Origin of the sequence: uncultured Streptomyces sp. (assembly GCF_947488945.1) — a bacterium.
Lineage (GTDB): Bacteria > Actinomycetota > Actinomycetes > Streptomycetales > Streptomycetaceae > Streptomyces.
This window is the reverse complement of the sequence record NZ_CANLBS010000027.1, coordinates 1-23,612: the sequence shown is the minus strand read 5'-3', so window position 1 is coordinate 23,612 and position 23,612 is coordinate 1. Positions and strand designations below refer to the sequence as shown.

Sequence of the window (23,612 nt, the reverse complement as noted above, 5' to 3'; positions counted from 1 at the left end):
GGTAACGTTCCGCGCGATGCGGTGGTGTTCGAACAATCCGCACGGCGAAGCGAAGAGACGGACCGTCGTCTCGCGGCTCAAGGGGATCGATGACTGAGTACGGCCGGAGCCCCGGCTCCGAACCTTGGCGTCCCGACGATCCTCTCTACGGGGACCAGGAATGGGACGGCGGCCGGGCCGCTCACGGCCAGGGCCCCTACGAAGCCCAGCAGCACCCGCACGCCCAGGACCCGTACGCGCAGGACCCGTACGCGCAGCAGCAGTACCAGACGCAGTACCAGCAGCAGCCGTACGACCAGCAGGGCCACGACCCGCAGCAGTACGCCGCCGGCCACCAGGACCCGTACGGTTCCGCCCCCCAGGACCCGTACGGGCACCAGGCCCCGCCGCCGCAGTACCCGCAGCAGACGCAGTACCCGCAGCAGCAGACCCAGTACGACAGCCAGGGCTGGGACACCGGCCACCAGCAGCAGGCCGCGCCCTACACCCCGCCCTACGAGCCCTACGGCTACCAGCCCGAGCAGCCCTACGGGGCACCGCAGGACGGGTACGGCACGCCCGAGGCGTACCCTCCGCCGCAACCACCCGGCCGGCGTACCGCGCCCGAGCCGCAGGCCGGGCCGGACTGGGACCCGGACGCCCCGCACGAGGAGACCCACCCCTTCTTCACCGGCGCCGACGACCCCGGGCGGCCCGGCCGTGACGAGGACGACGACGAGCCCGGCGACGAACCGCGCGGGACACGCGGCGGCGAGCGCCGGGGCAAGGGCAAGAAGAAGAGCCGCAACGGCTGCGCCTGCCTCGTGGTCGCCCTGGTGCTCGTCGGCGGCGTGGGCGGCGCCGGATACTACGGCTACCAGTTCTGGCAGGACCAGTTCGGCGCGCCGGTCGACTACACCGGCATGGGCACCGGCCCGCAGGTCGAGGTGGAGGTCCCCAAGGGAGCGCTCGGCTACGACATCGCCAACCTGCTGAAGAAGCAGGGCGTCGTGAAGTCCGTCGACGCCTTCGTCTCCGCCCAGAACGCCAACCCCCGGGGCAAGTCGATCCAGGCGGGCGTCTACCTGCTCAACAAGCAGATGTCGGCGGCCAACGCCGTGAAGATGATGCTGGACCCCAAGAGCCAGAACGCCCTGGTCATCCCGGAGGGGACCCGTAACAACAAGGTCTACGAGATGATCGACCAGCGCCTGGGCCTGAAGGAGGGCACCACCAAGCAGGTCGCCAAGACGCACGCGGAGAGTCTGGGGCTTCCGGACTGGGCGAGCGACAACCCGAACATCAAGGATCCGCTGGAGGGCTTCCTCTACCCTGCCGCCTATCCGGTCGCCAAGGGTTCCAAGCCCGAGGCCGCACTCAAGCGGATGGTCGCCCGGGCGGACGAGGAGTACGGCAAGCTCGGCCTGGCCGCATCGGCCAAGAAGCTCGGTCTCTCTTCCCCGATGCAACTGATCACGGTCGCGAGCCTCGTGCAGGTCGAGGGCAAGTACAAACACGACTTCGACAAGGTGGCGCGGGTCGTCTACAACCGCCTGGAGCCCGACAACAGCGAGACGGTCGGACGCCTGGAGTTCGACTCCACCATCAACTACATCAAGGGCGAGAGCACCCTCGACGTCGGTGGCGTCGACGATCTTCGGAAGATCGACGATCCGTACAACACGTACAACATCAAGGGGCTCCCGCTCGGCCCGATCAGCAACCCGGGCGCCGATGCCCTCCACTCGGCGATGAACCCGACTCCCGGCCCCTGGTACTACTTCGTGTCGATCAACGAGGACAAGACGCTCTTCGCGGTCACGAACGAGGAGCACAACCGCAACAGGGCCGAGTACGAAGAAGAACGGAAGAACGGCCAGTGACCCCTCCGCCCCGCCGCGCCGCGGTCCTCGGCTCCCCGATCGCCCACTCGCTCTCCCCGGTCCTGCACCGGGCCGCGTACGCGGAACTCGGCCTCACCCACTGGTCCTACGACCGGTTCGAGGTCGACGAGGCGGGGCTCCCGGCGTTTTTCGAGGGCCTGGACGCGACGTGGGCGGGGCTGTCGCTGACGATGCCGCTCAAGCGGGCGGTCATCCCGCTGCTCGACGGGATCAGCGACACCGCGGCCTCGGTCGAGGCCGTCAACACGGTCGTCCTCACCGAGGACGGCCGGCGGGTCGGCGACAACACCGACATCCCCGGCATGGTCGCGGCGCTGCGGGAGCGCGGCGTCGAGAAGGTGGAGTCCGCCGCCGTCCTCGGCGCGGGCGCCACCGCCTCCTCCGCGCTCGCCGCGCTCGCCGAGATCTGCACCGGACCGGTCACCGCCTACGTCCGCAGCGCCGCGCGGGCCGACGAGATGCGCTCCTGGGGCGAACGCCTCGGTGCGGACGTCCGTACCGAGGACTGGTCCCGTGCCGAGGAGGGGCTGCGCGCCCCGCTGGTGATCGCCACCACCCCCGCGGGTGCCACCGACGCCCTGGCCACCGCCGTCCCCATCGCGCCGGGGACCCTCTTCGACGTGCTGTACGAGCCGTGGCCCACGGCGCTGGCCACCGCCTGGTCCGCCCGGACCGGGGCCGTGGTCGGAGGTCTCGACCTCCTCGTCCACCAGGCCGTTCTCCAGGTGGAACAGATGACCGGACGCTTTCCGGCGCCGCTCGCGGCGATGCGCGACGCCGGTGAGGCCGCGCTCGCAGCACGCTGACACCCCGCAGGCCGCCGGCCCGCCCCGCGGACCCGTCCCGGCTGATGGACCGACGGCCGGTCGGCCTCCCCGGTCGTGGGAGGATCGGGGTTGGCGGGCCAGGGCCGCGCACCCGGTCGCGCCGTTGCAGTTTTGCGCGCGAGCATGAGGAGCACCGTTGAGCAGGTTGCGCTGGCTGACCGCGGGGGAGTCGCACGGCCCCGCACTCGTCGCGACGTTGGAGGGTCTTCCCGCCGGCGTCCCGGTCACCACGGAGATGGTGGCCGACGCGCTCGCGCGGCGCCGGCTGGGCTACGGCCGCGGTGCCCGGATGAAGTTCGAGCAGGACGAGGTCACCTTCCTCGGCGGAGTGCGGCACGGTCTCACCATGGGATCGCCCGTCGCCGTCATGGTGGGCAACACCGAGTGGCCGAAGTGGGAACAGGTCATGTCCGCCGACCCGGTGGACCCGGACGAGCTGGCCGCGCTGGCCCGCAACGCCCCCCTGACCCGCCCCCGCCCCGGCCACGCCGACCTCGCGGGGATGCAGAAGTACGACTTCGACGAGGCCCGGCCGGTCCTGGAGCGCGCCAGCGCCCGGGAGACCGCCGCCCGCGTCGCCCTGGGCGCCGTGGCCCGCTCCTACCTCAAGGAGACGGCCGGCATCGAGATCGTCAGCCACGTCGTCGAGCTCGCCGCGGCCAAGGCCCCGTACGGCGTGCTGCCGGTCCCGGCCGACGTCGACAGGCTGGACGCCGACCCGGTCCGCTGCCTGGACGCCGACGCCTCGAAGGCGATGGTCGCCGAGATCGACCAGGCCCACAAGGACGGCGACACCCTCGGCGGAGTCGTCGAGGTGCTCGCGTACGGAGTCCCCGTCGGCCTCGGCTCCCACGTGCACTGGGACCGCCGGCTGGACGCGCGGCTCGCCGCCGCCCTCATGGGCATCCAGGCCATCAAGGGCGTCGAGGTCGGCGACGGCTTCGACCTCGCCCGGGTGCCCGGCTCGCAGGCGCACGACGAGATCGTCTCCACCGAGGACGGCATCCGGCGGACCTCCGGCCGCTCCGGCGGCACCGAGGGCGGCCTCACCACCGGCGAGCTGCTGCGCGTCCGGGCCGCCATGAAGCCGATCGCGACCGTGCCGCGCGCGCTCGCCACCGTCGACGTCGTCACCGGCGAGGCCGCCAAGGCGCACCACCAGCGCTCCGACGTCTGCGCCGTGCCGGCCGCGGGCATCGTGGCCGAGGCCATGGTCGCCCTGGTGCTGGCCGACGCGGTCGCCGAGAAGTTCGGCGGCGACAGCGTGGGCGAGACCGCGCGCAACGTGCGGTCCTACCTCGACCACCTGCGCATCCGATGAGCGGCCCGCTGATCGTCCTCGTCGGACCCATGGGGGTCGGCAAGTCCACGGTCGGTGGACTGCTCGCCGCGTCCCTCGGCACCGGCTACCGGGACACCGACGCCGACGTCGTCGCCACCGCGGGCAAGTCCATCGCGGAGATCTTCTTCGACGAGGGCGAGGAGCGCTTCCGCCAACTGGAGCGCGAGGCCGTGCGCGAGGCCCTCGCCGGTCACACCGGCGTCCTCTCGCTCGGCGGCGGCACCGTCCTGGACCCCGCCACCCGCGAACTGCTCAAGGGCCGCACCGTGGTCTACCTCTCCATGGACGTGGAGGAGGCGGTCCGCCGCACCGGCCTGAACACCGCCCGCCCGCTGCTCGCCGTCAACCCGCGCAAGCAGTGGCGCGAGTTGATGGAGGCCCGCCGCCACCTGTACGAAGAGGTGGCGCTCGCGTCGGTCGCCACCGACGGACGCACCCCCGAAGAGGTCGCCACCGCGGTCCTCGACGCACTCGAAGCACTGGAACTGCCGGAGCGGCCGGGCGAGGCCCCGGCGCCGCACGGCCGGGAGAAGACACCGATGACCGAGCAGGGACCCACCCGCATCCAGGTCGCCGGCAGCGCCGGCACCGACCCGTACGAGGTGCTCGTCGGCCGGCAGCTCCTCGGGGAGCTGCCCCGGCTCATCGGCGACCGCGCCAAGCGCGTCGCCGTGCTGCACCCCGAGGCGCTCGCCGAGACCGGTGAGGCGGTCCGCGAGGACCTCGCCGCCCAGGGGTACGAGGCCATCGCCATCCAGCTCCCCAACGCCGAGGAGGCCAAGACCGTCGAGGTCGCCGCCTACTGCTGGAAGGCGCTCGGGCAGACCGGCTTCACCCGCACCGACGTCATCGTCGGCGTCGGCGGCGGGGCGACCACGGACGTGGCCGGCTTCGTCGCCGCGAGCTGGCTGCGCGGGGTGCGCTGGATCGCCGTCCCCACCACCGTGCTCGGCATGGTCGACGCGGCCGTCGGCGGGAAGACCGGCATCAACACCGCCGAGGGCAAGAACCTCGTCGGAGCCTTCCACCCGCCCGCCGGGGTCCTGTGCGACCTCGCCGCGCTGGACTCGCTGCCGGTCCACGACTACGTCTCCGGCATGGCCGAGATCATCAAGGCCGGCTTCATCGCCGACCCGGTCATCCTCGACCTGGTCGAGTCCGACCCGCAGGCCGCCCGGACCCCGGCAGGCCCGCACACCGCCGAGCTGATCGAGCGCTCCATCCGTGTGAAGGCCGAGGTCGTCTCCGGCGACCTCAAGGAGTCCGGGCGCCGGGAGATCCTCAACTACGGCCACACCCTGGCCCACGCCATCGAGAAGAACGAGCGCTACAAGTGGCGCCACGGCGCCGCGGTCTCCGTCGGCATGGTCTTCGCCGCCGAACTCGGCCGGCTCGCCGGGCGCCTCGACGACGCGACCGCCGACCGGCACCGTGCCGTCCTGGAGTCCGTCGGACTGCCGCTCACCTACCGCGGCGACCAGTGGCCCAAGCTGCTGGAGAACATGAAGGTCGACAAGAAGTCCCGCGGCGACCTGCTGCGCTTCATCGTCCTCGACGGCCTCGGCAAGCCCACCGTGCTGGAGGGCCCCGACCCGGCGATCCTGCTGGCCGCCTACGGGGAGGTGTCCGCGTGAGCCGCCGGGTCTTCGTCCTCAACGGCCCGAACCTGGGCCGGCTCGGCTCCCGGGAGCCCGACGTCTACGGCTCGACCTCGTACACCGGTCTGGTCGAGACGTGCCGGAAGACGGGCGCCGAGCTCGGCTTCGACGTCGACGTCCGGGAGACCAACGACGAGGGCGAACTGATCCGCTGGCTCCACGAGGCGGCGGACGGCTCGGTCCCGGTCGTCCTCAACCCCGGCGCGTTCACGCACTACTCGTACGGGATGCGCGACGCGGCCGCCCAGCGCACCGCCCCGCTGATCGAGGTGCACATCTCCAACCCGTACGCCCGCGAGGAGTTCCGGCACACCTCGGTGGTCGCGCCGGTCGCCACCGGGACCGTGGCCGGCTTCGGCATCGGCTCCTACCGGCTCGCCCTGCGCGCGCTGGCCGAGGAACTGACGGACTGACACAACCGCGCACCCGCGCCCCTTCCGGGCACTCGGCACCGCCCCGGTCCGTTCACACCGTGAGCGACCGGGGCGGTACGGTATCCGTCCGACCAGCCGGTCGGACGCACGAGACGAAAGTGGCACCGGATGCAGCACGCAGTGGGGGCCCCGCTGCCGCCGCCCCACGGCCCCGGACACGGGCCCGCCGGCCGGCCGCACCACGACCAGCACCCCGGCCCCCCTCTCCCGCCCGGACCGCCGCCGCCCCCGATACCCGGGGCGCCCGTGCCGCAGGGCTGGAGCGGCCCCGCCCCCCAGCACGCGCCGGCGCCCGTCCCGCGCGACACCACCGGGCACCTCGCGCTGCCCCCGGGCGGGCCCGTCCCGCTCCCCGCCCAGCAGGCCTCGGGCACCGGCGCCGCGACCCTCGCCGTTCTGCTCATCGGCCCGGCCGGCGCCGGCAAGACCACCGTCGCGCGGCTCTGGGCCGCCCGCCGCCGGGTGCCGACCGCCCACGTCTCGCTCGACGACGTCCGCGAGTGGGTCCGCTCCGGTTTCGCCGACCCGCAGAGCGGGTGGAACGACCAGTCCGAGGCGCAGTACCGGCTGGCGCGGCGCACCTGCGGCTTCGCCGCCCGCAACTTCCTCGCCAACGGCATCTCCTGCATCCTCGACGACGCCGTCTTCCCCGACCGCCCGGCCGTCGGCCTCGGCGGCTGGAAGCGCCATGTGGGCCCCGGACTGCTCCCCGTCGTCCTGCTGCCCGGCCTGGAGGTCGTCCTGGAGCGCAACGCGGCCCGCTCCGGCAACCGGCGCCTCTCGGACGAGGAGGTGGCCCGCATCCACGGCCGGATGGCCGGCTGGTACGGCTCCGGGCTGCCGATCATCGACAATTCCGCCTACGACGTCGAGACCACCGCCCAGGTCCTCGACGACGTGCTCGCCCGCGCCCTGGCCAGCCCGCCTTCCTGGTAGCCGGGCCCGCGCCCGGCCCGCCGGGGCCCCCGGTCGGGTGCGCAGGCCGGGCGGCCCACCGGATTCGCTCGTACGCTCGGGGCATGTCAGAGGTGTACGCCGTCCGCCGCGGGCTGCTCCGTGACCGGTGCGCCGCCGCGGGCTCCGCGGCCGCCCTGGTCTCCCGCCCCGCCAATGTCCGCTATCTCGCCGGCGGGGCGCCGCCGGGCGCCGTGCTGCTGCTCGGTCCCCGCGAGGACGTCCTGCTCCGTCCGCACACGCCCGCGCCGGGGCCCGCCGGCGCGGGGCCGGACGAGTCGCTGCGGGTGACCGCGCTGCCCGCGTCCGGCGCGGACCCGGTGGTCACCGCCGCCTCCCTGGCCTCGGCCGCCGGAGCCGACCGCCTCGCCGTCGAGGAGCACGACCTGACGGTGGCCCGGCACCGGGCGATGGGCGCCGCCGCCCCGGCCCTGCGGCTGGACGACCTCGGCACCACCGTCGAACAGCTCCGTCTCGTCAAGGACGAGGAGGAGATCGGCTGCCTGCGGATCGCCGCCGAGATCGCCGACCAGGCGCTCGGTGAACTCCTCGAATCGATCCTGGTGGGCCGCACCGAACGCCATCTCGCGCTGGAGCTGGAGCGCCGGCTGGTCGACCACGGGGCCGACGGCCCCGCCTTCGCCACGTCCGTGGCGGCCGGCCCGCACGCGGGCCAGGGACGCCACCGGCCGACCGATCGCCGGGTGGAGGAGGGCGATTTCCTCTCCGTCGCCCTGGGAGCCAACTACCGCGGCTACCGCTGCGAGATCGGCCGCACCTTCGTCATCGGCACCGCCCCCGCGGCCTGGCAGATCGAGCTCTACGACCTCGTTTTCGCCGCTCAGCGCGGTGCGCGGGAGGCTCTGCTGCCCGGCGCGGCCTGCCGCGACGTGGACGCCGCGGCCCGCGTCCCGCTGGTCTCCGCGGGGCACGGTGAGGGGCTCGCGGCACGGACCGGGCACGGGGTGGGACTCGAAATCGACGAGGACCCGCAGTTGGCACCGGAAGCCATGGGTAAACTGGACGCTTGCGTGCCGGTCACCGTCGGACCGGGGGTCCACCTCCCGGGCCGGGGCGGTGTCCGGATCGATGACACGCTCGTCGTGCGCCCCGAGGCGGACGGCGGACCCGAGCTACTCACCATTACGACCAAGGAGCTGCTCGCGCTCTAGCGCGCGTTCGTTGGTTGTCCACCAGCTTTCAGTCCAGGAGATTCCGCAACCGTGGCTTCCACGAACGACCTCAAGAACGGCCTGGTGCTCAAGCTCGACGGAGGCCAGCTCTGGTCCGTCGTCGAGTTCCAGCACGTCAAGCCCGGCAAGGGCCCTGCCTTCGTGCGCACCAAGCTCAAGAACGTGCTCTCCGGCAAGGTCGTCGACAAGACGTTCAACGCCGGTGTGAAGGTCGAGACGGCCACCATCGACCGCCGTGACATGCAGTTCTCGTACATGGACGGCGAGTACTTCGTCTTCATGGACATGGACACGTACGACCAGCTGATGGTCGACCGCAAGTCGGTCGGTGACGCCGCCAACTTCCTGATCGAGGGCTTCACCGCCTCCGTCGCCCAGCACGAGGGCGAGGTGCTCTACGTCGAGCTGCCGGCCGCCGTCGAGCTGACCATCCAGCACACCGACCCGGGCGTGCAGGGCGACCGCTCCACCGGTGGCACCAAGCCCGCCACGCTGGAGACCGGTTACGAGATCGGCGTCCCGCTCTTCATCACCACCGGCGAGAAGATCAAGGTCGACACGCGTACCGGCGACTACCTCGGCCGGGTGAACAGCTAACCGTGGCTGCCCGGAACAAGGCCCGCAAGCGCGCCTTCCAGATCCTCTTCGAGGCCGACCAGCGCGGTGAGTCCGTGCAGACGGTTCTCGCGGACTGGGTCCGGCACTCGCGGACCGACGACCGTCAGCCCCCGGTGGGCGAGTTCACGATGGAACTGGTCGAGGGGTACGCGCAGTACGCGACCCGGATCGACGACCTCATCGTGACCTACGCCGTGGACTGGGAGATCGACCGGATGCCGGTCGTCGACCGCAACATCATCCGGCTCGGCGCCTACGAGCTCATCTGGATGGACGAGACCCCGGACGCCGTCGTCATCGACGAGGCCGTCCAGCTCGCCAAGGAGTTCTCCACCGACGACTCGCCGTCCTTCGTGAACGGGCTGTTGGCCCGTTTCAAGGACCTCAAGCCGAAGCTCCGCCGGGAGGAGCAGTAATCCTTCCGCGGTGACGACGCAGGCCCGCGGTCCCTCGGGACCGCGGGCCTGCGTCGTCACGGTGCGGGCGGGCTCTCGGGGCGCAGCCGCCCCCGGACGCACGAACGCCGGGCCGGCGGGGACCCCTCGGGGTCCCCGCCGGCCCGGCGGCACGTTTCTGCTGCGGGGGCTCAGCCCTCGTCGTGCGAGACCGCGCGGCGCGCGTCCGCGTCCAGCACGCCCCAGCTGATCAGCTGCTCCGTCAGCACGGACGGCGACTGGTCGTAGATCACGGCCAGCGTGCGCAGGTCGTCCTGGCGGATCGACAGCACCTTGCCGTTGTAGTCGCCGCGCTGGCTCTGGATCGTGGCGGCGTAACGCTGCAGCGGCCCGGCCTTCTCCGGCGGGACGTGCGCGAGGCGCTCCAGGTCCAGCACGAGCTTCGGCGGCGGCTCGGCGGCTCCTCCGGGCGTCGTGCCGGGCAGCAGCTCCTGCACCGGGACCCCGTAGAAGTCGGCCAGCTCGGCGAGACGCTGCACGGTCACCGCGCGGTCGCCGCGCTCGTACGAACCGACCACGACGGCCTTCCAACGGCCCTGCGACTTCTCCTCCACGCCGTGGAGGGAGAGGCCCTGCTGGGTGCGGATGGCGCGGAGCTTGGCCCCGAGCTGTTTTGCGTATTCGCTGGACATATGGCTCCCCGGACGCTGGAACGTTCTGCGGCACGGCCGCGTTGCTGGTAACTCACTGTGAGGTTACGCAGCGTTACTTGGCTGCGTCAAGCCGAGAGGTCCGGACCACTTCCTCCCGGGGGTGGCCGCAGGGCCCCGTTCAGGCCCTGGTAACGTGGACGGCGTACATCAGACGTCCTTTAACGTCCGTCCAGTGAGGCGGAGAAGGAGGTCCTTTCCCATGGACTCACAGCAAGACGACACCGGCAATGCGGCTCGGCCCGTTCTGGAGGCCGCCGACGTCGCCCGTGTACTGACCCGCATCGCCCACGAGATCGTCGAACGCGCCAAGGGCGCCGAAGACGTGGTGCTGCTCGGCATCCCGACGCGCGGGGTCTACCTCGCCCGGCGGCTGGCCGACAAGCTCCAGGAGATCACCGGCCGGAAGATCCCGGTGGGGTCGCTCGACATCACCATGTACCGCGACGACCTGCGGCTGCGCGCCCCGCGCGCCCTCGGCCGCACCGACATTCCCGGCGACGGCGTCGAAGGCCGGCTGGTCGTCCTCGTCGACGACGTGCTCTTCTCCGGGCGCACCATCAGGGCCGCCCTGGACGCCCTCGGCGACATCGGCCGCCCCCGCGCCGTCCAGCTCGCCGTCCTCGTCGACCGCGGCCACCGCGAGCTGCCGATCCGCGCCGACTACGTCGGCAAGAACCTCCCGACCTCGCTCCGGGAGACGGTCAAGGTCCAGCTCGCCGAGGAGGACGGCCGCGACACCGTGCTGCTCGGCACCCGGCGGTCCGCGCCGGCCGAGGGGCAGTAGCGGGCCCCGTACGACCCCGCCCCGGCCGTACGGCCGCTGCCGCACCCCCGCACGCCCCGACACCTCCAGCCCCCGGAGCACACCCAGATGAAGCGCCACCTCATCTCGGCCGCCGACCTCACCCGCGACGACGCCGTCCAGATCCTCGACACCGCCGAGGAGATGGCCCGGGTCGCTGACCGGCCGATCAAGAAGCTTCCCACCCTGCGCGGACGCACCGTCGTCAACCTGTTCTTCGAGGACTCGACGCGGACCCGCATCTCCTTCGAGGCCGCCGCCAAGCGCCTCTCCGCCGACGTCATCAACTTCTCCGCCAAGGGCTCCTCGGTCTCCAAGGGCGAATCGCTCAAGGACACCGCCCTCACGCTGGAGGCCATGGGCGCCGACGCGGTCGTCATCCGCCACCACGCCTCCGGCGCCCCGTACCGCCTGGCCACCTCCGGCTGGATCGACGGCGCGGTGGTCAACGCCGGCGACGGCACCCACGAGCACCCCACCCAGGCCCTGCTGGACGCCTTCACCATGCGCCGCAGGCTGGTCGGTCCGGACGCAGGCCTCGGCCGCGACCTCGACGGCCGCCGGATCACGATCGTCGGCGACATCCTGCACAGCCGGGTCGCCCGCTCCAACGTCCACCTGCTCACCGCGCTCGGCGCCCACGTGACCCTGGTCGCCCCGCCCACCCTGCTGCCCGTCGGCGTCGAGCAGTGGGCCTGCGACGTCAGCTACGGCCTGGACGAGGTGCTGCCGAAGTCCGACGCCGTCATGATGCTCAGGGTGCAGCGCGAGCGCATGAACGCCGCGTACTTCCCGACCGAGCGCGAGTACTCCCGCCGCTACGGACTGAACGGCGAGCGGATGGCCAAGATGCCCGGCCACTCCGTCGTCATGCACCCCGGCCCGATGAACCGCGGCATGGAGATCACCGCCGAGGTCGCCGACTCCGACCGGTGCACCGCCGTCGAACAGGTCGCCAACGGCGTCTCCATCCGGATGGCCGTGCTCTACCTGCTGCTCGGCGGAGCCGAGTTCGCCACCACCGCCCGTCCCGAGGGGAACCAGTAATCATGAGCAAGATCCTGATCCGCGGCGCGAAGGTCCTCGGTGGCGAGCCCCAGGACGTCCTCCTCGACGGCGAGACCGTCGCCGCGGTCGGCACCGGCCTCGACGCCGGCGACGCCACCGTGATCGACGCGGCCGGCCAGATCCTGCTGCCCGGCCTGGTGGACCTCCACACCCACCTGCGCGAGCCCGGCCGGGAGGACTCCGAGACCGTCCTCACCGGCACCAGGGCCGCGGCCGTCGGCGGCTTCACCGCCGTGCACGCCATGGCCAACACCTTCCCCGTCGCCGACACCGCCGGCGTCGTCGAGCAGGTCTGGCGCCTCGGCAGGGAGTCCGGCTACTGCGACGTGCAGCCCGTCGGCGCCGTCACCGTCGGCCTGGAGGGCAAGCAGCTCGCCGAGCTCGGCGCCATGCACGACTCGGCCGCCCAGGTCCGCGTCTTCTCCGACGACGGCAAGTGCGTCGACGACGCGGTCATCATGCGCCGCGCCCTGGAGTACGTGAAGGCGTTCGACGGAGTCGTCGCCCAGCACGCCCAGGAGCCCCGCCTCACCGAGGGCGCGCAGATGAACGAGGGCGTCGTCTCGGCCGAACTCGGGCTCGGCGGCTGGCCCGCGGTCGCCGAGGAGTCGATCATCGCGCGCGACGTGCTGCTCGCCGCCCACGTCGACTCCCGCGTGCACATCTGCCACCTCTCCACCGCCGGCTCCGTCGAGATCGTGCGCTGGGCCAAGTCCAAGGGCTGGAAGGTGACCGCCGAGGTCACCCCGCACCACCTGCTCCTCACCGACGAGCTCGTCCGGTCCTACGACCCGGTCTACAAGGTGAACCCCCCGCTGCGCACCGAGGCCGACGTGCTGGCCCTGCGCGAGGCACTGGCCGACGGCACCATCGACTGCGTCGCCACCGACCACGCCCCGCACCCGCACGAGGACAAGGACTGCGAGTGGTCCGCCGCCGCCATGGGCATGGTGGGCCTGGAGACCGCGCTCTCCGTCGTCCAGCAGACGATGGTGGAGACCGGACTGCTCGACTGGGCCGGCGTCGCCGACCGCATGTCGGCCCGCCCCGCGGCCATCGGCCGTCTCGCCGGACAGGGCCGTCCCGTCTCGGCGGGTGAGCCCGCCAACCTGGTCCTGGTCGATCCGGCATACCGTGGAGCGGTGGACCCCGCGGGCTTCGCGTCCCGCAGCCGCAACACCCCGTACGCGGGCCGTGAGCTGCCGGGCCGCGTCACCCACACCTTCCTGCGGGGCCGTGCCACGGTCGTCGACGGGAAGCTCACGTGAGAACTCTGCCCCACCTGTACCAGCTCGCCGCCGAGCAGAAGTCCGCGGAGGTCACCGACTGGTCCGCCCGGATCAGCTGGGTGATCGGCCTGGCGGTCTTCGTCGCCCTCGTCTACTGGCTGATGCGCCAGGGATGGAAATGGCGGGGACGCCTGCAGTCCGGACTCCCCGAGCTCGCCACCACCCCCGAGGACTTCGCGGACCGCACGCCGCTGCTGACCCTCACCGGCCGCTACCACGCCTCGACCACCTCCGAGCAGTGGCTTGACCGGATCGTGGCCCACGGCCTCGGCACCCGCAGCAGGGTGGAGCTCACCCTCACCGACCAGGGACTCGACGTCGTGCGCCCCGGAGCCGCCGACTTCTTCGTCCCCGCCGACCGGCTGCGGGGCGCCCGCCTCGACCGGGCGCTCGCCGGGAAGGTCCTGCCCGAGGGCGGCCTCCTGGTCATCACCTGGGCCCACGGCGACGGGCTCATCGACTCCGGATTCCGCTCCGACCACGCGGCCGAACACCAGGCCTGGGTCGACGCGATCACGCACCTCACCAGCACTACGGAAGGCACCGCACGATGACGATCTCCAATCCGGGGCAGACCCCGCAGAGGGAAAGGGTGTCTCCCGCCGTACTCGTCCTGGAGGACGGCCGCGCCTTCCGCGGCCGCGCCTACGGGGCCGTGGGGGAGACCTTCGGCGAGGCGGTGTTCTCGACCGGCATGACCGGCTACCAGGAAACGCTGACCGACCCCTCGTACCACCGGCAGGTCGTCGTGATGACGGCCCCGCACGTCGGCAACACCGGCGTGAACGACGAGGACGCCGAGTCGCAGCGGATCTGGGTCTCCGGCTACGTCGTGCGCGACCCCGCCCGCACCCCGTCGAACTGGCGCTCGCGCCGCACACTGGACGACGAACTGGAGCGCCAGGGCGTCGTCGGCATCAGCGGCGTCGACACCCGCGCCCTCACCCGCCACCTGCGCGAGCGCGGCGCCATGCGCGTCGGCATCTTCTCCGGCGAGGCCTTGGCCGACGACGCCACACTGCTGGCGCGCGTGCGGCAGGCCCCCGAGATGGCCGGCGCCGACCTCTCCGCCGAGGTCGCGACCAAGGAGACCTACGTCGTCCCCGCGATCGGCGAGAAGAAGTACACCGTCGCCGCCGTCGACCTCGGCATCAAGGGCATGACCCCGCACCGGATGGCCGAGCGCGGCATCGAGGTCCACGTGCTGCCCGCCACCGCCACCCTGGACGAGATCTACGCCACCGCCCCCGACGGCGTCTTCTTCTCCAACGGCCCCGGCGACCCCTCCACCGCCGACCACCCCGTCGCCCTGATGCGCGGCGTCCTGGAGCGCTCCACCCCGCTCTTCGGGATCTGCTTCGGCAACCAGATCCTCGGCCGCGCCCTCGGCTTCGGCACGTACAAGCTGAAGTACGGCCACCGCGGCATCAACCAGCCCGTGCAGGACCGCACGACCGGCAAGGTCGAGGTCACCGCGCACAACCACGGCTTCGCCGTCGACGCGCCGCTGGACGAGGTCTCCGACACCGCGTTCGGCCGCGCCGAGGTCTCCCACGTCTGCCTGAACGACCAGGTCGTCGAAGGGCTCCAGCTCCTGGACCGACCCGCCTTCAGCGTCCAGTACCACCCCGAAGCAGCCGCCGGCCCGCACGACGCCGCGTACCTCTTCGACCGTTTCGTCACCCTGATGGAGGGCCAGCGTGCCTAAGCGCTCCGATATCCAGTCCGTCCTGGTCATCGGCTCCGGTCCGATCGTCATCGGCCAGGCCGCCGAATTCGACTACTCCGGCACCCAGGCCTGCCGCGTGCTCAAGGCCGAGGGCCTGCGCGTCATCCTGGTGAACTCCAACCCCGCCACGATCATGACCGACCCGGAGATCGCCGACGCCACCTACGTCGAGCCGATCACCCCCGAGTTCGTCGAGAAGATCATCGCCAAGGAGCGCCCCGACGCCCTCCTGCCGACCCTCGGCGGCCAGACCGCGCTCAACACCGCGATCTCCATGCACGAGAACGGGGTGCTGGAGAAGTACAACGTCGAGCTGATCGGCGCCAACGTCGAGGCCATCAACAAGGGCGAGGACCGCGAGCTCTTCAAGGGCGTCGTCGAGGCCGTCAAGGCCAAGATCGGCTACGGCGAGTCCGCCCGCTCGGTCATCTGCCACACCATGGACGACGTCATCCAGGGCGTCGACACCCTCGGCGGCTACCCCGTCGTCGTCCGCCCCTCCTTCACCATGGGCGGCGCCGGCTCCGGCTTCGCCCACGACGAGGAGGAGCTGCGCCGCATCGCCGGACAGGGCCTCACGCTCTCCCCGACCACCGAGGTCCTCCTGGAGGAGTCCATCCTCGGCTGGAAGGAGTACGAGCTGGAGCTGATGCGCGACCGGAACGACAACGTCGTGGTCGTCTGCTCCATCGAGAACTTCGACCCGATGGGCGTCCACACCGGCGACTCGATCACCGTCGCCCCCGCGATGACGCTCACCGACCGCGAGTACCAGCGGCTGCGCGACATCGGCATCGCGATCATCCGCGAGGTCGGCGTCGACACCGGCGGCTGCAACATCCAGTTCGCGATCGACCCGGCCGACGGCCGGATCATCGTCATCGAGATGAACCCCCGCGTCTCCCGCTCCTCGGCGCTCGCCTCCAAGGCGACCGGCTTCCCGATCGCCAAGATCGCCGCCAAGCTGGCCGTCGGCTACACGCTCGACGAGATCCCCAACGACATCACCGAGAAGACCCCGGCCTCCTTCGAGCCGACCCTCGACTACGTCGTGGTCAAGGCCCCCCGCTTCGCCTTCGAGAAGTTCCCGTCCGCCGACTCCACCCTCACCACCACCATGAAGTCGGTGGGCGAGGCCATGGCCATCGGCCGCAACTTCACCGAGGCGCTGCAGAAGGCGCTGCGCTCGCTGGAGAAGAAGGGCTCGCAGTTCGCCTTCACCGGCGAGCCCGGCGACAAGGCCGAGCTGCTGGCCGAGGCGGTCCGCCCCACCGACGGCCGCATCAACACCGTCATGCGGGCCATCCGGGCCGGCGCCACCCAGGAAGAGGTCTTCGACGCCACGAAGATCGACCCCTGGTTCGTCGACCAGCTCTTCCTGATCAAGGAGCTGGCGGACGAACTGGCCGCCGCCGAACGCCTGGACGCCGACCTCATCGCCGAGGCCAAGCGGCACGGCTTCTCCGACGCCCAGATCGGCGAGATCCGCGGCCTCCGCGAGGACGTCGTGCGCGAGGTCCGGCACGCGCTGGGCATCCGCCCGGTCTACAAGACGGTCGACACCTGTGCCGCCGAGTTCGCCGCGAAGACGCCGTACTTCTACTCCAGCTACGACGAGGAGAGCGAGGTCGCGCCGCGCACCAAGCCCGCGGTGATCATCCTCGGCTCCGGCCCCAACCGCATCGGCCAGGGCATCGAATTCGACTACTCCTGCGTCCACGCCTCCTTCGCGCTCAGCGACGCCGGCTACGAGACCGTGATGGTCAACTGCAACCCGGAGACGGTCTCCACCGACTACGACACCTCCGACCGCCTGTACTTCGAGCCGCTCACGCTCGAAGACGTGCTGGAGATCGTGCACGCGGAGTCCCTCGCCGGACCGATCGCCGGCGTCGTCGTCCAACTCGGCGGCCAGACCCCGCTGGGCCTGGCGCAGGCGCTCAAGGACAACGGCGTCCCCGTCGTCGGCACGCCCCCCGAGGCGATCCACGCCGCCGAGGACCGCGGCGCCTTCGGCCGGGTGCTCGCCGAGGCCGGCCTGCCCGCCCCCAAGCACGGCACCGCCACCACCTTCGACGAGGCCAAGGCCATCGCCGACGAGATCGGCTACCCGGTCCTGGTCCGCCCGTCCTACGTGCTCGGCGGCCGCGGCATGGAGATCGTGTACGACGAGACCCGCCTCTCCTCGTACATCGCCGAGTCCACCGAGATCAGCCCCACCCGGCCGGTCCTGGTCGACCGCTTCCTCGACGACGCCATCGAGATCGACGTCGACGCGCTCTACGACGGCACCGAGCTGTACCTCGGCGGCGTCATGGAGCACATCGAGGAAGCCGGCATCCACTCCGGCGACTCCGCCTGCGCGCTGCCCCCGATCACCCTCGGCGGCTTCGACATCAAGCGGCTGCGCACCTCCACCGAGGCCATCGCCAAGGGCGTCGGCGTCCGCGGACTGATCAACATCCAGTTCGCGCTCTCCGGCGACATCCTCTACGTCCTGGAGGCCAACCCGCGCGCCTCCCGCACCGTCCCCTTCACCTCGAAGGCGACCGCGGTCCCGCTCGCCAAGGCCGCCGCCCGCATCTCGCTGGGCGCGACCGTGGCCGAGCTGCGCGAGGAGGGCCTGCTGCCCAGGACCGGCGACGGCGGCACCCTGCCGCTCGACGCGCCGATCTCCGTCAAGGAGGCCGTCATGCCGTGGTCGCGCTTCCGCGACGTCAACGGCCGCGGCGTCGACACCGTCCTCGGCCCGGAGATGCGCTCCACCGGCGAGGTCATGGGCATCGACTCGGTCTTCGGCACCGCCTACGCCAAGTCGCAGGCCGGCGCCTACGGCCCGCTGCCCACCAAGGGCCGCGCGTTCATCTCGGTCGCCAACCGCGACAAGCGCTCGATGATCTTCCCGGCCCGCGAGCTGGTCGCCCTCGGCTTCGAGCTGATGGCCACCTCCGGCACCGCCGAGGTCCTCAAGCGCAACGGCATCCACGCGACCGCGGTGCGCAAGCAGTCCGAGGGCGTGGGCCCGCAGGGCGAGAAGACCATCGTCCAGCTCATCCACGACGGCGAGGTCGACCTCATCGTCAACACGCCGTACGGCACCGGCGGCCGTCTCGACGGCTACGAGATCCGCACCGCCGCGGTGGCCCGCTCCGTGCCCTGCCTGACGACCGTCCAGGCGCTCGCCGCGGCCGTCCAGGGCATCGAGGCGCTCACCCACGGGGGAGTCGGCGTACGTTCGCTCCAGGAGCACGCGGAACACCTGACCGCGGCCCGCGACTAGTCGGCGCGACCGGCCCCGGGCCGGGACCGCCGCCCGTCAGCCAGCAGGGGGACACCGGAAACGGTGTCCCCCTCTCCGTGAGGACACCTTCGATGTACAAGTTCTTCTTCCGCCTCGTCTTCCGGCGGATGGACCCCGAGAAGGCGCACTACACCGCCTTCCGCTGGATCCGCCTCGTCGCCGCCGTCCCGGGCTTGCGCACCTTCGTCGCCGCCGCGCTGGCCCCCCGGTACGAGGCGCTGCGCACCGAGGCGTTCGGGCTGCGGATGCACGGCCCCTTCGGCCTCGCCGCGGGCTTCGACAAGAACGCGATCGCCGTCGACGGCATGGCGATGCTCGGCTTCGACCACGTCGAGATCGGCACCGTCACGGGCGACCCCCAGCCCGGCAACCCGAAGAAGCGGCTGTTCCGGCTCGTCGCCGACCGGGCGCTGATCAACCGGATGGGCTTCAACAACGAGGGTTCCGCCGCCGTCGCGGCCCGCCTCGCCGCCCGCAACCCGGTCTTCCGGACCACCGTCGGCGTCAACATCGGCAAGACCAAGGCAGTGCCCGAGGCCGAGGCCGCCGCCGACTACGTGAAGTCGACCGAGGCGCTCGCCGCCCACGCCGACTACCTCGTGGTCAACGTCTCCTCGCCCAACACCCCCGGCCTGCGCAACCTCCAGGCCACCGAGTCGCTGCGCCCGCTGCTCACGGCCGTGCGCGAGGCCGCCGACCGCACCGTCACCGGTCGCCGGGTGCCGCTGCTGGTCAAGATCGCCCCGGATCTCGCGGACGAGGACGTCGACGCCGTCGCCGACCTCGCCGTGGAACTCGGCCTGGACGGCATCATCGCCACCAACACCACGATCGCCCGCGACGGACTCGGCCTGACCTCCGCCCCGTCGCTGACCGCCGAGACCGGCGGACTCTCCGGCGCCCCGCTCAAGGCACGCTCCCTGGCGGTCCTCGGGCGGCTGTACGCGCGGGTGGGCGACCGGATCACGCTGGTCGGGGTCGGGGGCGTGGAGAACGCCGAGGACGCCTGGCAGCGCATCCTGGCCGGCGCCACCCTCGTCCAGGGCTACAGCGCCTTCATCTACGAGGGCCCGTTCTACGCCCGCGCCGTCCACAAGGGGCTGGCCGCCCGCCTGGCCGCGTCCCCGTACGCCACCCTCGCCGAAGCCGTCGGCGCCGACACCCGGAAGGCCGCCGCATGACCACCGAACCCTTCGGCGCACGGCTGCGCCGCGCCATGGACACCCGCGGGCCGCTCTGCGTCGGCATCGACCCGCACGCCTCCCTGCTCGCCTCCTGGGGCCTCGGCGACGACGTGGCCGGGCTGGAGCGCTTCACCCGCACGGTCGTCGAGGCGCTGGCCGACCGGGTCGCGGTCCTCAAGCCGCAGTCGGCCTTCTTCGAGCGGTTCGGCTCGCGCGGTGTCGCGGTCCTGGAGAAGGCGGTCGAGGAAGCCCGTGCGGCCGGCGCACTGGTCCTGATGGACGCCAAGCGCGGCGACATCGGCTCCACCATGGCCGCGTACGCCTCCACCTACCTCGACAAGGGCTCGCCGCTCTTCTCCGACGCGGTCACCGTCTCCCCGTACCTCGGCTTCGGCTCGCTGCGCCCGGCCCTGGACGCCGCGGCCGTCTCCGGCTCCGGTGTCTTCGTGCTCGGCCTGACCTCCAACCCGGAGGGCGCCGAGGTGCAGCGCGCCACGGCCCCCGACGGACGCCCGCTGGCCCAGGTGATGCTCGACCACATGGCCGCCGAGAACGAGGGCGCCACGCCGCTCGGCTCGGTCGGCGCGGTCGTCGGGGCCACCCTCGGCGACGCCGGCGTGGACCTGGCGATCAACGGCCCGCTGCTCGCCCCGGGCATCGGCGCCCAGGGCGCGACCCCGGCCGACCTTCCCGGCGTGTTCGGCGCGTCCGTCGGCGACGTGGTGCCCAGCGTGAGCCGCGGCGTGCTGCGCCACGGACCCGACGCGAGGGGTCTGCGGGACGCCGCGGAGCGCTTCGCGGAGGAGATCCGTACGGCGGTCGAACATCGTTGACGTCACCACGTAACAGCGTGTTGACCACTTCCTGACCGAAATCCCGGTTGTTATGCGAAAAATGTCCTGGTCGGCCAAGGCTGACCAGGACTTTTCGTTCGTTCTCGCTGACTCCGGGGCGGTTGGCCGCTAGTCTCCGTCGAGAGTCAACGAGCACACGTTGTTCGTCGACTCACCAGGTGGGGAGCACTCAGGTTCCCCACCGGTCCGAATCCGACAGATCGACATCCGAGGTGACGTAGGCGTGGCTCTTCCGCCCCTTACCCCTGAACAGCGCGCAGCCGCGCTCGAAAAGGCCGCCGCGGCTCGCCGGGAGCGGGCCGAGGTCAAGAATCGACTCAAGCACTCCGGCGCCTCCCTCCACGAGGTCATCAAGCAGGGCCGTGAGAACGAGGTCATCGGCAAGATGAAGGTCTCCGCCCTCCTGGAGTCCCTGCCCGGCGTGGGCAAGGTCCGCGCCAAGCAGATCATGGAGCGTCTCGGGATCTCCGAGAGCCGCCGGGTCCGGGGTCTCGGCTCCAACCAGATCGCATCCCTGGAGCGTGAGTTCGGCGGCTCGGCCGCCTGAGGTTCTCAGGCACCCCCGAGAACCTGGATAATCGCTGCATGGCTGCAACATCCCGGGGGACGACCCCCGTACCCCCGGACGAACGTCCGCGGCTGACCGTGCTCTCCGGCCCCTCCGGGGTCGGCAAGAGCACGGTCGTCGCCCATATGCGCACGGTGCACCCCGAGGTGTGGCTCTCGGTGTCGGCGACGACCCGCAAGCCCCGCCCCGGGGAGCGCAACGGTGTCCACTACTTCTTCGTGGACGATCAGGAGTTCGACAAGCTGATCGCCAACGGGGAACTGCTGGAGTGGGCCGAATTCGCGGGCAACCGCTACGGCACACCGCGCCGGGCCGTGCTCGACCGCCTGGAGGCGGGCGAGCCGGTCCTGCTGGAGATCGACCTGCAGGGCGCGCGACTGGTCCGCGAGTCGATGCCGGAGGCCCGGCTCGTCTTCCTGGCCCCGCCGAGCTGGGACGAGCTGGTCCGCCGCCTCACCGGTCGCGGCACCGAGGCACCCGACGTGATCGAGCGCCGGCTCGCGGCCGCGAAGGTCGAACTGGCGGCCGAGGCGGAATTCGACACCACCCTCGTCAACACCTCCGTCGAGGACGTCGCACGTGAGCTGCTAACCTTGATGCTGCAGGCTTCCGACCACCGCGCCGTCACCGACTGAGGGTCGCCGATCGGTCCCGGCGCACAGGCTCCAACGCATCGGTCCGCCCGACGCACCTCATGCGCACGACGTGACGACGCCCAGCGGGCGTCGTCGTCGGAAGCAGTACGGCAGCACTGTCAGAGATCTTCTCTGACTGTCACCCCCTTCGGAAGGCAGAGAGTGTCCTCTTCCATCACCACGCCCGAGGGCATCATCAACCCGCCGATTGATGAGCTCCTCGAAGCCACCGACTCGAAGTACAGCCTCGTGATCTACGCCGCCAAGCGCGCGCGCCAGATCAACGCGTACTACTCGCAGCTCGGTGAAGGCCTCCTGGAGTACGTCGGTCCGCTCGTCGACACCCACGTGCACGAGAAGCCGCTCTCGATCGCGCTCCGCGAGATCAACGCGGGTCTCCTGACGTCCGAGGCCATCGAGGGCCCCGCGCAGTAGGCACGACCCACCTTCATCCCGGGCCCGGCGGACCACCGCCGGGCCCGAGGTGTGTCCGGGCCCGGCCCCCGCCGGGGGCGGGGGCCGTGGCGGTTCCCGCCGCCCGGTGAGGCAGCATGGGGGAGACACGCAGCCGAGTGCGGGGAGACGCAGTGGAGAAGCCGAAGGTCGTCCTGGGGGTCAGCGGGGGCATCGCCGCCTACAAGGCGTGCGAGCTGCTGCGCAGGCTCACCGAGTCCGGCCACGACGTGCGCGTGGTCCCGACCGAGGCGTCCCTGCACTTCGTCGGCGCGGCCACCTGGTCCGCGCTCTCCGGCCACCCGGTCTCCACCGGGGTCTGGGACGACGTCCACGAGGTGCCGCACGTGCGCACCGGGCAGAGCGCGGACCTCGTCGTGGTCGCCCCGGCCACCGCCGACATGCTGGCCAAGGCCGCCCACGGCCTCGCCGACGACCTGCTGACCAACACGCTGCTGACCGCCCGCTGTCCGGTCGTCTTCGCGCCCGCCATGCACACCGAGATGTGGGAGCACCCGGCCACCCGAGAGAACGTCGCCACCCTGCGCCGCCGCGGTGCGGTCGTCGTCGAACCCGCCGTGGGCCGGCTGACCGGCGTGGACACCGGCAAGGGGCGGCTGCCCGACCCCGCCGAGATCTTCGAGGTGTGCCGCCGGGTGCTGGCCCGCGGCGCCACCGCGCCGGACCTGGCCGGCCGCCACGTGGTGATCAGCGCCGGAGGCACCCGCGAACCGCTCGACCCCGTCCGCTACCTCGGCAACCGCTCCTCCGGCAAGCAGGGGTACGCCCTCGCGCGCACCGCGGTGGCGCGCGGCGCGCGGGTCACCCTGATCGAGGCCAACACCGGACTCGCCGACCCCGCGGGCGCCGACGTCGTCCGGGTCGGCACCGCCGTCCAGCTCCGCGAGGCCGTCCTCAAGGCCGCTGCCGACGCGGACGCGGTGGTGATGGCCGCCGCGGTGGCGGACTTCCGCCCCGCCGCCTACGCCACCGGCAAGATCAAGAAGCGCGACGGAGTGGAGCCCGACGCCGTCGCCCTGGTGCGCAACCCCGACGTCCTCGCCGAGATCTCCGCCGAACGGGCCCGCGAGGGCCAGGTCGTGGTCGGCTTCGCGGCCGAGACCGACGACGTCCTCGCCCACGGCCGCGAGAAGCTGCTCCGCAAGGGGTGCGACTTCCTGGTGGTCAACGAGGTGGGGGAGGCGAAGACCTTCGGCTCCGAGGAGAACGAGGCCGTCGTGCTCGCCCGCACCGGAGGCGAGACCCCCGTGCCGCACGGCCCCAAGGAAGCGCTCGCCGACACGGTCTGGGACCTGGTGGCGGCGGAGTTGGCCTGAGGGCGCCCGGCAACCGGTTCCGGACAGCACGGCGTCCGAATGGGCGTCGTGCCGGACTCACCGGCCGCTTTCGTGGAAGGATTCACCCGCCGGGACGCTCGGTGCCGCACGTCACAGAACTCCCAAGGGGCGAGACGCGTGGTCCGACCTCCGGTAACGACCGATAAACTGCTCGCGGAACGTGTCGGGCGCAGCTCCCGACCGTTCCACAAATGATCAGCCAGCAGCCGCTGCAACCCCAGGGAGCGATGTGTCCCGCCGTCTTTTCACCTCGGAGTCCGTGACCGAGGGTCACCCGGACAAGATCGCTGATCAGATCAGCGACACGATTCTCGACGCGCTCCTGCGCGAGGACCCCGCCTCGCGCGTGGCCGT

Annotated in this window: 23 protein-coding genes; 22 read left to right on the top strand and 1 reads right to left on the bottom strand. The window is 71.8% G+C overall.

Going from position 1 to position 23,612, the window contains the following annotated elements; all coding sequences use genetic code 11:
* The first annotated feature begins 89 nt into the window (after positions 1-89).
* The 9 genes from mltG to nusB all read left to right on the top strand — a co-directional run bounded on the left by mltG (position 90) and on the right by nusB (position 9,325).
* Positions 90-1,862, top strand: coding sequence for an endolytic transglycosylase MltG (gene mltG, locus Q0994_RS30030; RefSeq protein ID WP_299540968.1), 1,773 nt, complete (start codon positions 90-92; stop codon positions 1,860-1,862).
* Positions 1,859-2,689 carry a shikimate dehydrogenase gene (locus Q0994_RS30025; protein ID WP_299540965.1) on the top strand — a complete coding sequence of 277 codons (831 nt, stop codon included), beginning with the start codon at positions 1,859-1,861 and terminating at the stop codon, positions 2,687-2,689. Before mltG ends, Q0994_RS30025 begins: the two co-directional genes overlap by 4 nt.
* A 157-nt stretch (positions 2,690-2,846) precedes the next feature.
* Positions 2,847-4,031: a chorismate synthase gene (gene aroC, locus Q0994_RS30020; protein ID WP_299540962.1), complete on the top strand. Its 1,185-nt coding sequence runs from the start codon at positions 2,847-2,849 to the stop codon at positions 4,029-4,031.
* Positions 4,028-5,686: a 3-dehydroquinate synthase gene (gene aroB / locus Q0994_RS30015; protein WP_299540960.1), complete on the top strand. Its 1,659-nt coding sequence runs from the start codon at positions 4,028-4,030 to the stop codon at positions 5,684-5,686. The genes aroC and aroB overlap by 4 nt, the downstream gene beginning before the upstream one ends.
* Positions 5,683-6,123 carry a type II 3-dehydroquinate dehydratase gene (gene aroQ / locus Q0994_RS30010; protein ID WP_299540957.1) on the top strand — a complete coding sequence of 147 codons (441 nt, stop codon included), beginning with the start codon at positions 5,683-5,685 and terminating at the stop codon, positions 6,121-6,123. Before aroB ends, aroQ begins: the two co-directional genes overlap by 4 nt.
* A gap of 129 nt (positions 6,124-6,252) precedes the next feature.
* Positions 6,253-7,080: a Pro-rich N-terminal domain-containing protein gene (locus Q0994_RS30005; RefSeq protein ID WP_299540954.1), complete on the top strand. Its 828-nt coding sequence runs from the start codon at positions 6,253-6,255 to the stop codon at positions 7,078-7,080.
* 83 nt (positions 7,081-7,163) lie between these two features.
* Positions 7,164-8,270, top strand: coding sequence for a M24 family metallopeptidase (locus tag Q0994_RS30000; protein ID WP_299540951.1), 1,107 nt, complete (start codon positions 7,164-7,166; stop codon positions 8,268-8,270).
* 51 nt (positions 8,271-8,321) lie between these two features.
* Positions 8,322-8,888, top strand: a complete 567-nt coding sequence (gene efp / locus Q0994_RS29995; protein ID WP_299540949.1) for an elongation factor P — start codon at positions 8,322-8,324, stop codon at positions 8,886-8,888.
* 2 nt (positions 8,889-8,890) lie between these two features.
* On the top strand, positions 8,891-9,325 hold the full coding sequence (gene nusB / locus Q0994_RS29990) for a transcription antitermination factor NusB (RefSeq protein WP_299540947.1): 435 nt from the start codon (positions 8,891-8,893) through the stop codon (positions 9,323-9,325).
* Between the two features lie 170 nt (positions 9,326-9,495).
* Here the strand turns inward: nusB and bldD are convergent, their stop codons facing one another.
* Positions 9,496-9,996, bottom strand: a complete 501-nt coding sequence (bldD, locus tag Q0994_RS29985) for a transcriptional regulator BldD (protein WP_003970358.1) — start codon at positions 9,994-9,996, stop codon at positions 9,496-9,498.
* 220 nt (positions 9,997-10,216) lie between these two features.
* Here bldD and pyrR point away from each other — a divergent pair, with 220 nt between their 5' ends.
* The 13 genes from pyrR to Q0994_RS29920 all read left to right on the top strand — a co-directional run.
* On the top strand, positions 10,217-10,801 hold the full coding sequence (pyrR, locus tag Q0994_RS29980; protein ID WP_299540939.1) for a bifunctional pyr operon transcriptional regulator/uracil phosphoribosyltransferase PyrR: 585 nt from the start codon (positions 10,217-10,219) through the stop codon (positions 10,799-10,801).
* A gap of 87 nt (positions 10,802-10,888) precedes the next feature.
* Entirely contained in the window at positions 10,889-11,866 is a 978-nt protein-coding gene (locus tag Q0994_RS29975) for an aspartate carbamoyltransferase catalytic subunit (RefSeq protein ID WP_299540937.1), read from the top strand.
* Positions 11,867-11,868: 2 nt separating this feature from the next.
* Positions 11,869-13,155, top strand: a complete 1,287-nt coding sequence (locus Q0994_RS29970) for a dihydroorotase (RefSeq protein WP_299540935.1) — start codon at positions 11,869-11,871, stop codon at positions 13,153-13,155.
* Complete coding sequence (locus Q0994_RS29965) at positions 13,152-13,730, top strand: hypothetical protein (RefSeq protein WP_299540933.1); 579 nt, start codon at positions 13,152-13,154, stop codon at positions 13,728-13,730. Before Q0994_RS29970 ends, Q0994_RS29965 begins: the two co-directional genes overlap by 4 nt.
* Positions 13,727-14,884, top strand: a complete 1,158-nt coding sequence (carA, locus tag Q0994_RS29960; RefSeq protein ID WP_299540930.1) for a glutamine-hydrolyzing carbamoyl-phosphate synthase small subunit — start codon at positions 13,727-13,729, stop codon at positions 14,882-14,884. Before Q0994_RS29965 ends, carA begins: the two co-directional genes overlap by 4 nt.
* Positions 14,877-18,185, top strand: coding sequence for a carbamoyl-phosphate synthase large subunit (carB, locus tag Q0994_RS29955; protein ID WP_299540927.1), 3,309 nt, complete (start codon positions 14,877-14,879; stop codon positions 18,183-18,185). Before carA ends, carB begins: the two co-directional genes overlap by 8 nt.
* 92 nt (positions 18,186-18,277) lie before the next feature.
* Positions 18,278-19,387, top strand: coding sequence for a quinone-dependent dihydroorotate dehydrogenase (locus Q0994_RS29950; protein WP_299540924.1), 1,110 nt, complete (start codon positions 18,278-18,280; stop codon positions 19,385-19,387).
* On the top strand, positions 19,384-20,223 hold the full coding sequence (pyrF, locus tag Q0994_RS29945; RefSeq protein ID WP_299540921.1) for an orotidine-5'-phosphate decarboxylase: 840 nt from the start codon (positions 19,384-19,386) through the stop codon (positions 20,221-20,223). Before Q0994_RS29950 ends, pyrF begins: the two co-directional genes overlap by 4 nt.
* 244 nt (positions 20,224-20,467) lie before the next feature.
* Complete coding sequence (locus tag Q0994_RS29940; protein ID WP_299540917.1) at positions 20,468-20,791, top strand: integration host factor; 324 nt, start codon at positions 20,468-20,470, stop codon at positions 20,789-20,791.
* A 38-nt stretch (positions 20,792-20,829) separates the two neighbouring features.
* Positions 20,830-21,447 (top strand): guanylate kinase, encoded by a 618-nt coding sequence (gene gmk, locus Q0994_RS29935; RefSeq protein WP_299540914.1) that lies wholly within the window; start codon positions 20,830-20,832, stop codon positions 21,445-21,447.
* A 162-nt stretch (positions 21,448-21,609) separates the two neighbouring features.
* On the top strand, positions 21,610-21,882 hold the full coding sequence (gene rpoZ / locus Q0994_RS29930; protein WP_003970369.1) for a DNA-directed RNA polymerase subunit omega: 273 nt from the start codon (positions 21,610-21,612) through the stop codon (positions 21,880-21,882).
* Between the two features lie 152 nt (positions 21,883-22,034).
* On the top strand, positions 22,035-23,237 hold the full coding sequence (gene coaBC / locus Q0994_RS29925) for a bifunctional phosphopantothenoylcysteine decarboxylase/phosphopantothenate--cysteine ligase CoaBC (RefSeq protein WP_299540839.1): 1,203 nt from the start codon (positions 22,035-22,037) through the stop codon (positions 23,235-23,237).
* Between the two features lie 250 nt (positions 23,238-23,487).
* The coding region (locus tag Q0994_RS29920; RefSeq protein WP_299541135.1) for an S-adenosylmethionine synthetase N-terminal domain-containing protein at positions 23,488-23,612 on the top strand (125 nt) is incomplete at its 3' end.

Bases quoted from the DNA above. Each gene is read 5' to 3' on its own strand.
- mltG (WP_299540968.1), top strand. From the start codon at position 90: ATGACTGAGTACGGCCGGAGCCCCGGCTCCGAACCTTGGCGTCCCGAC.
- aroB (WP_299540960.1), top strand. From the start codon at position 4,028: ATGAGCGGCCCGCTGATCGTCCTCGTCGGACCCATGGGGGTCGGCAAG.
- Q0994_RS30005 (WP_299540954.1), top strand. From the start codon at position 6,253: ATGCAGCACGCAGTGGGGGCCCCGCTGCCGCCGCCCCACGGCCCCGGA.
- Q0994_RS30000 (WP_299540951.1), top strand. From the start codon at position 7,164: ATGTCAGAGGTGTACGCCGTCCGCCGCGGGCTGCTCCGTGACCGGTGC.
- bldD (WP_003970358.1), bottom strand. From the start codon at position 9,996: ATGTCCAGCGAATACGCAAAACAGCTCGGGGCCAAGCTCCGCGCCATC.
- pyrR (WP_299540939.1), top strand. From the start codon at position 10,217: ATGGACTCACAGCAAGACGACACCGGCAATGCGGCTCGGCCCGTTCTG.
- Q0994_RS29975 (WP_299540937.1), top strand. From the start codon at position 10,889: ATGAAGCGCCACCTCATCTCGGCCGCCGACCTCACCCGCGACGACGCC.
- Q0994_RS29970 (WP_299540935.1), top strand. From the start codon at position 11,869: ATGAGCAAGATCCTGATCCGCGGCGCGAAGGTCCTCGGTGGCGAGCCC.
- carA (WP_299540930.1), top strand. From the start codon at position 13,727: ATGACGATCTCCAATCCGGGGCAGACCCCGCAGAGGGAAAGGGTGTCT.
- Q0994_RS29950 (WP_299540924.1), top strand. From the start codon at position 18,278: ATGTACAAGTTCTTCTTCCGCCTCGTCTTCCGGCGGATGGACCCCGAG.
- pyrF (WP_299540921.1), top strand. From the start codon at position 19,384: ATGACCACCGAACCCTTCGGCGCACGGCTGCGCCGCGCCATGGACACC.
- gmk (WP_299540914.1), top strand. From the start codon at position 20,830: ATGGCTGCAACATCCCGGGGGACGACCCCCGTACCCCCGGACGAACGT.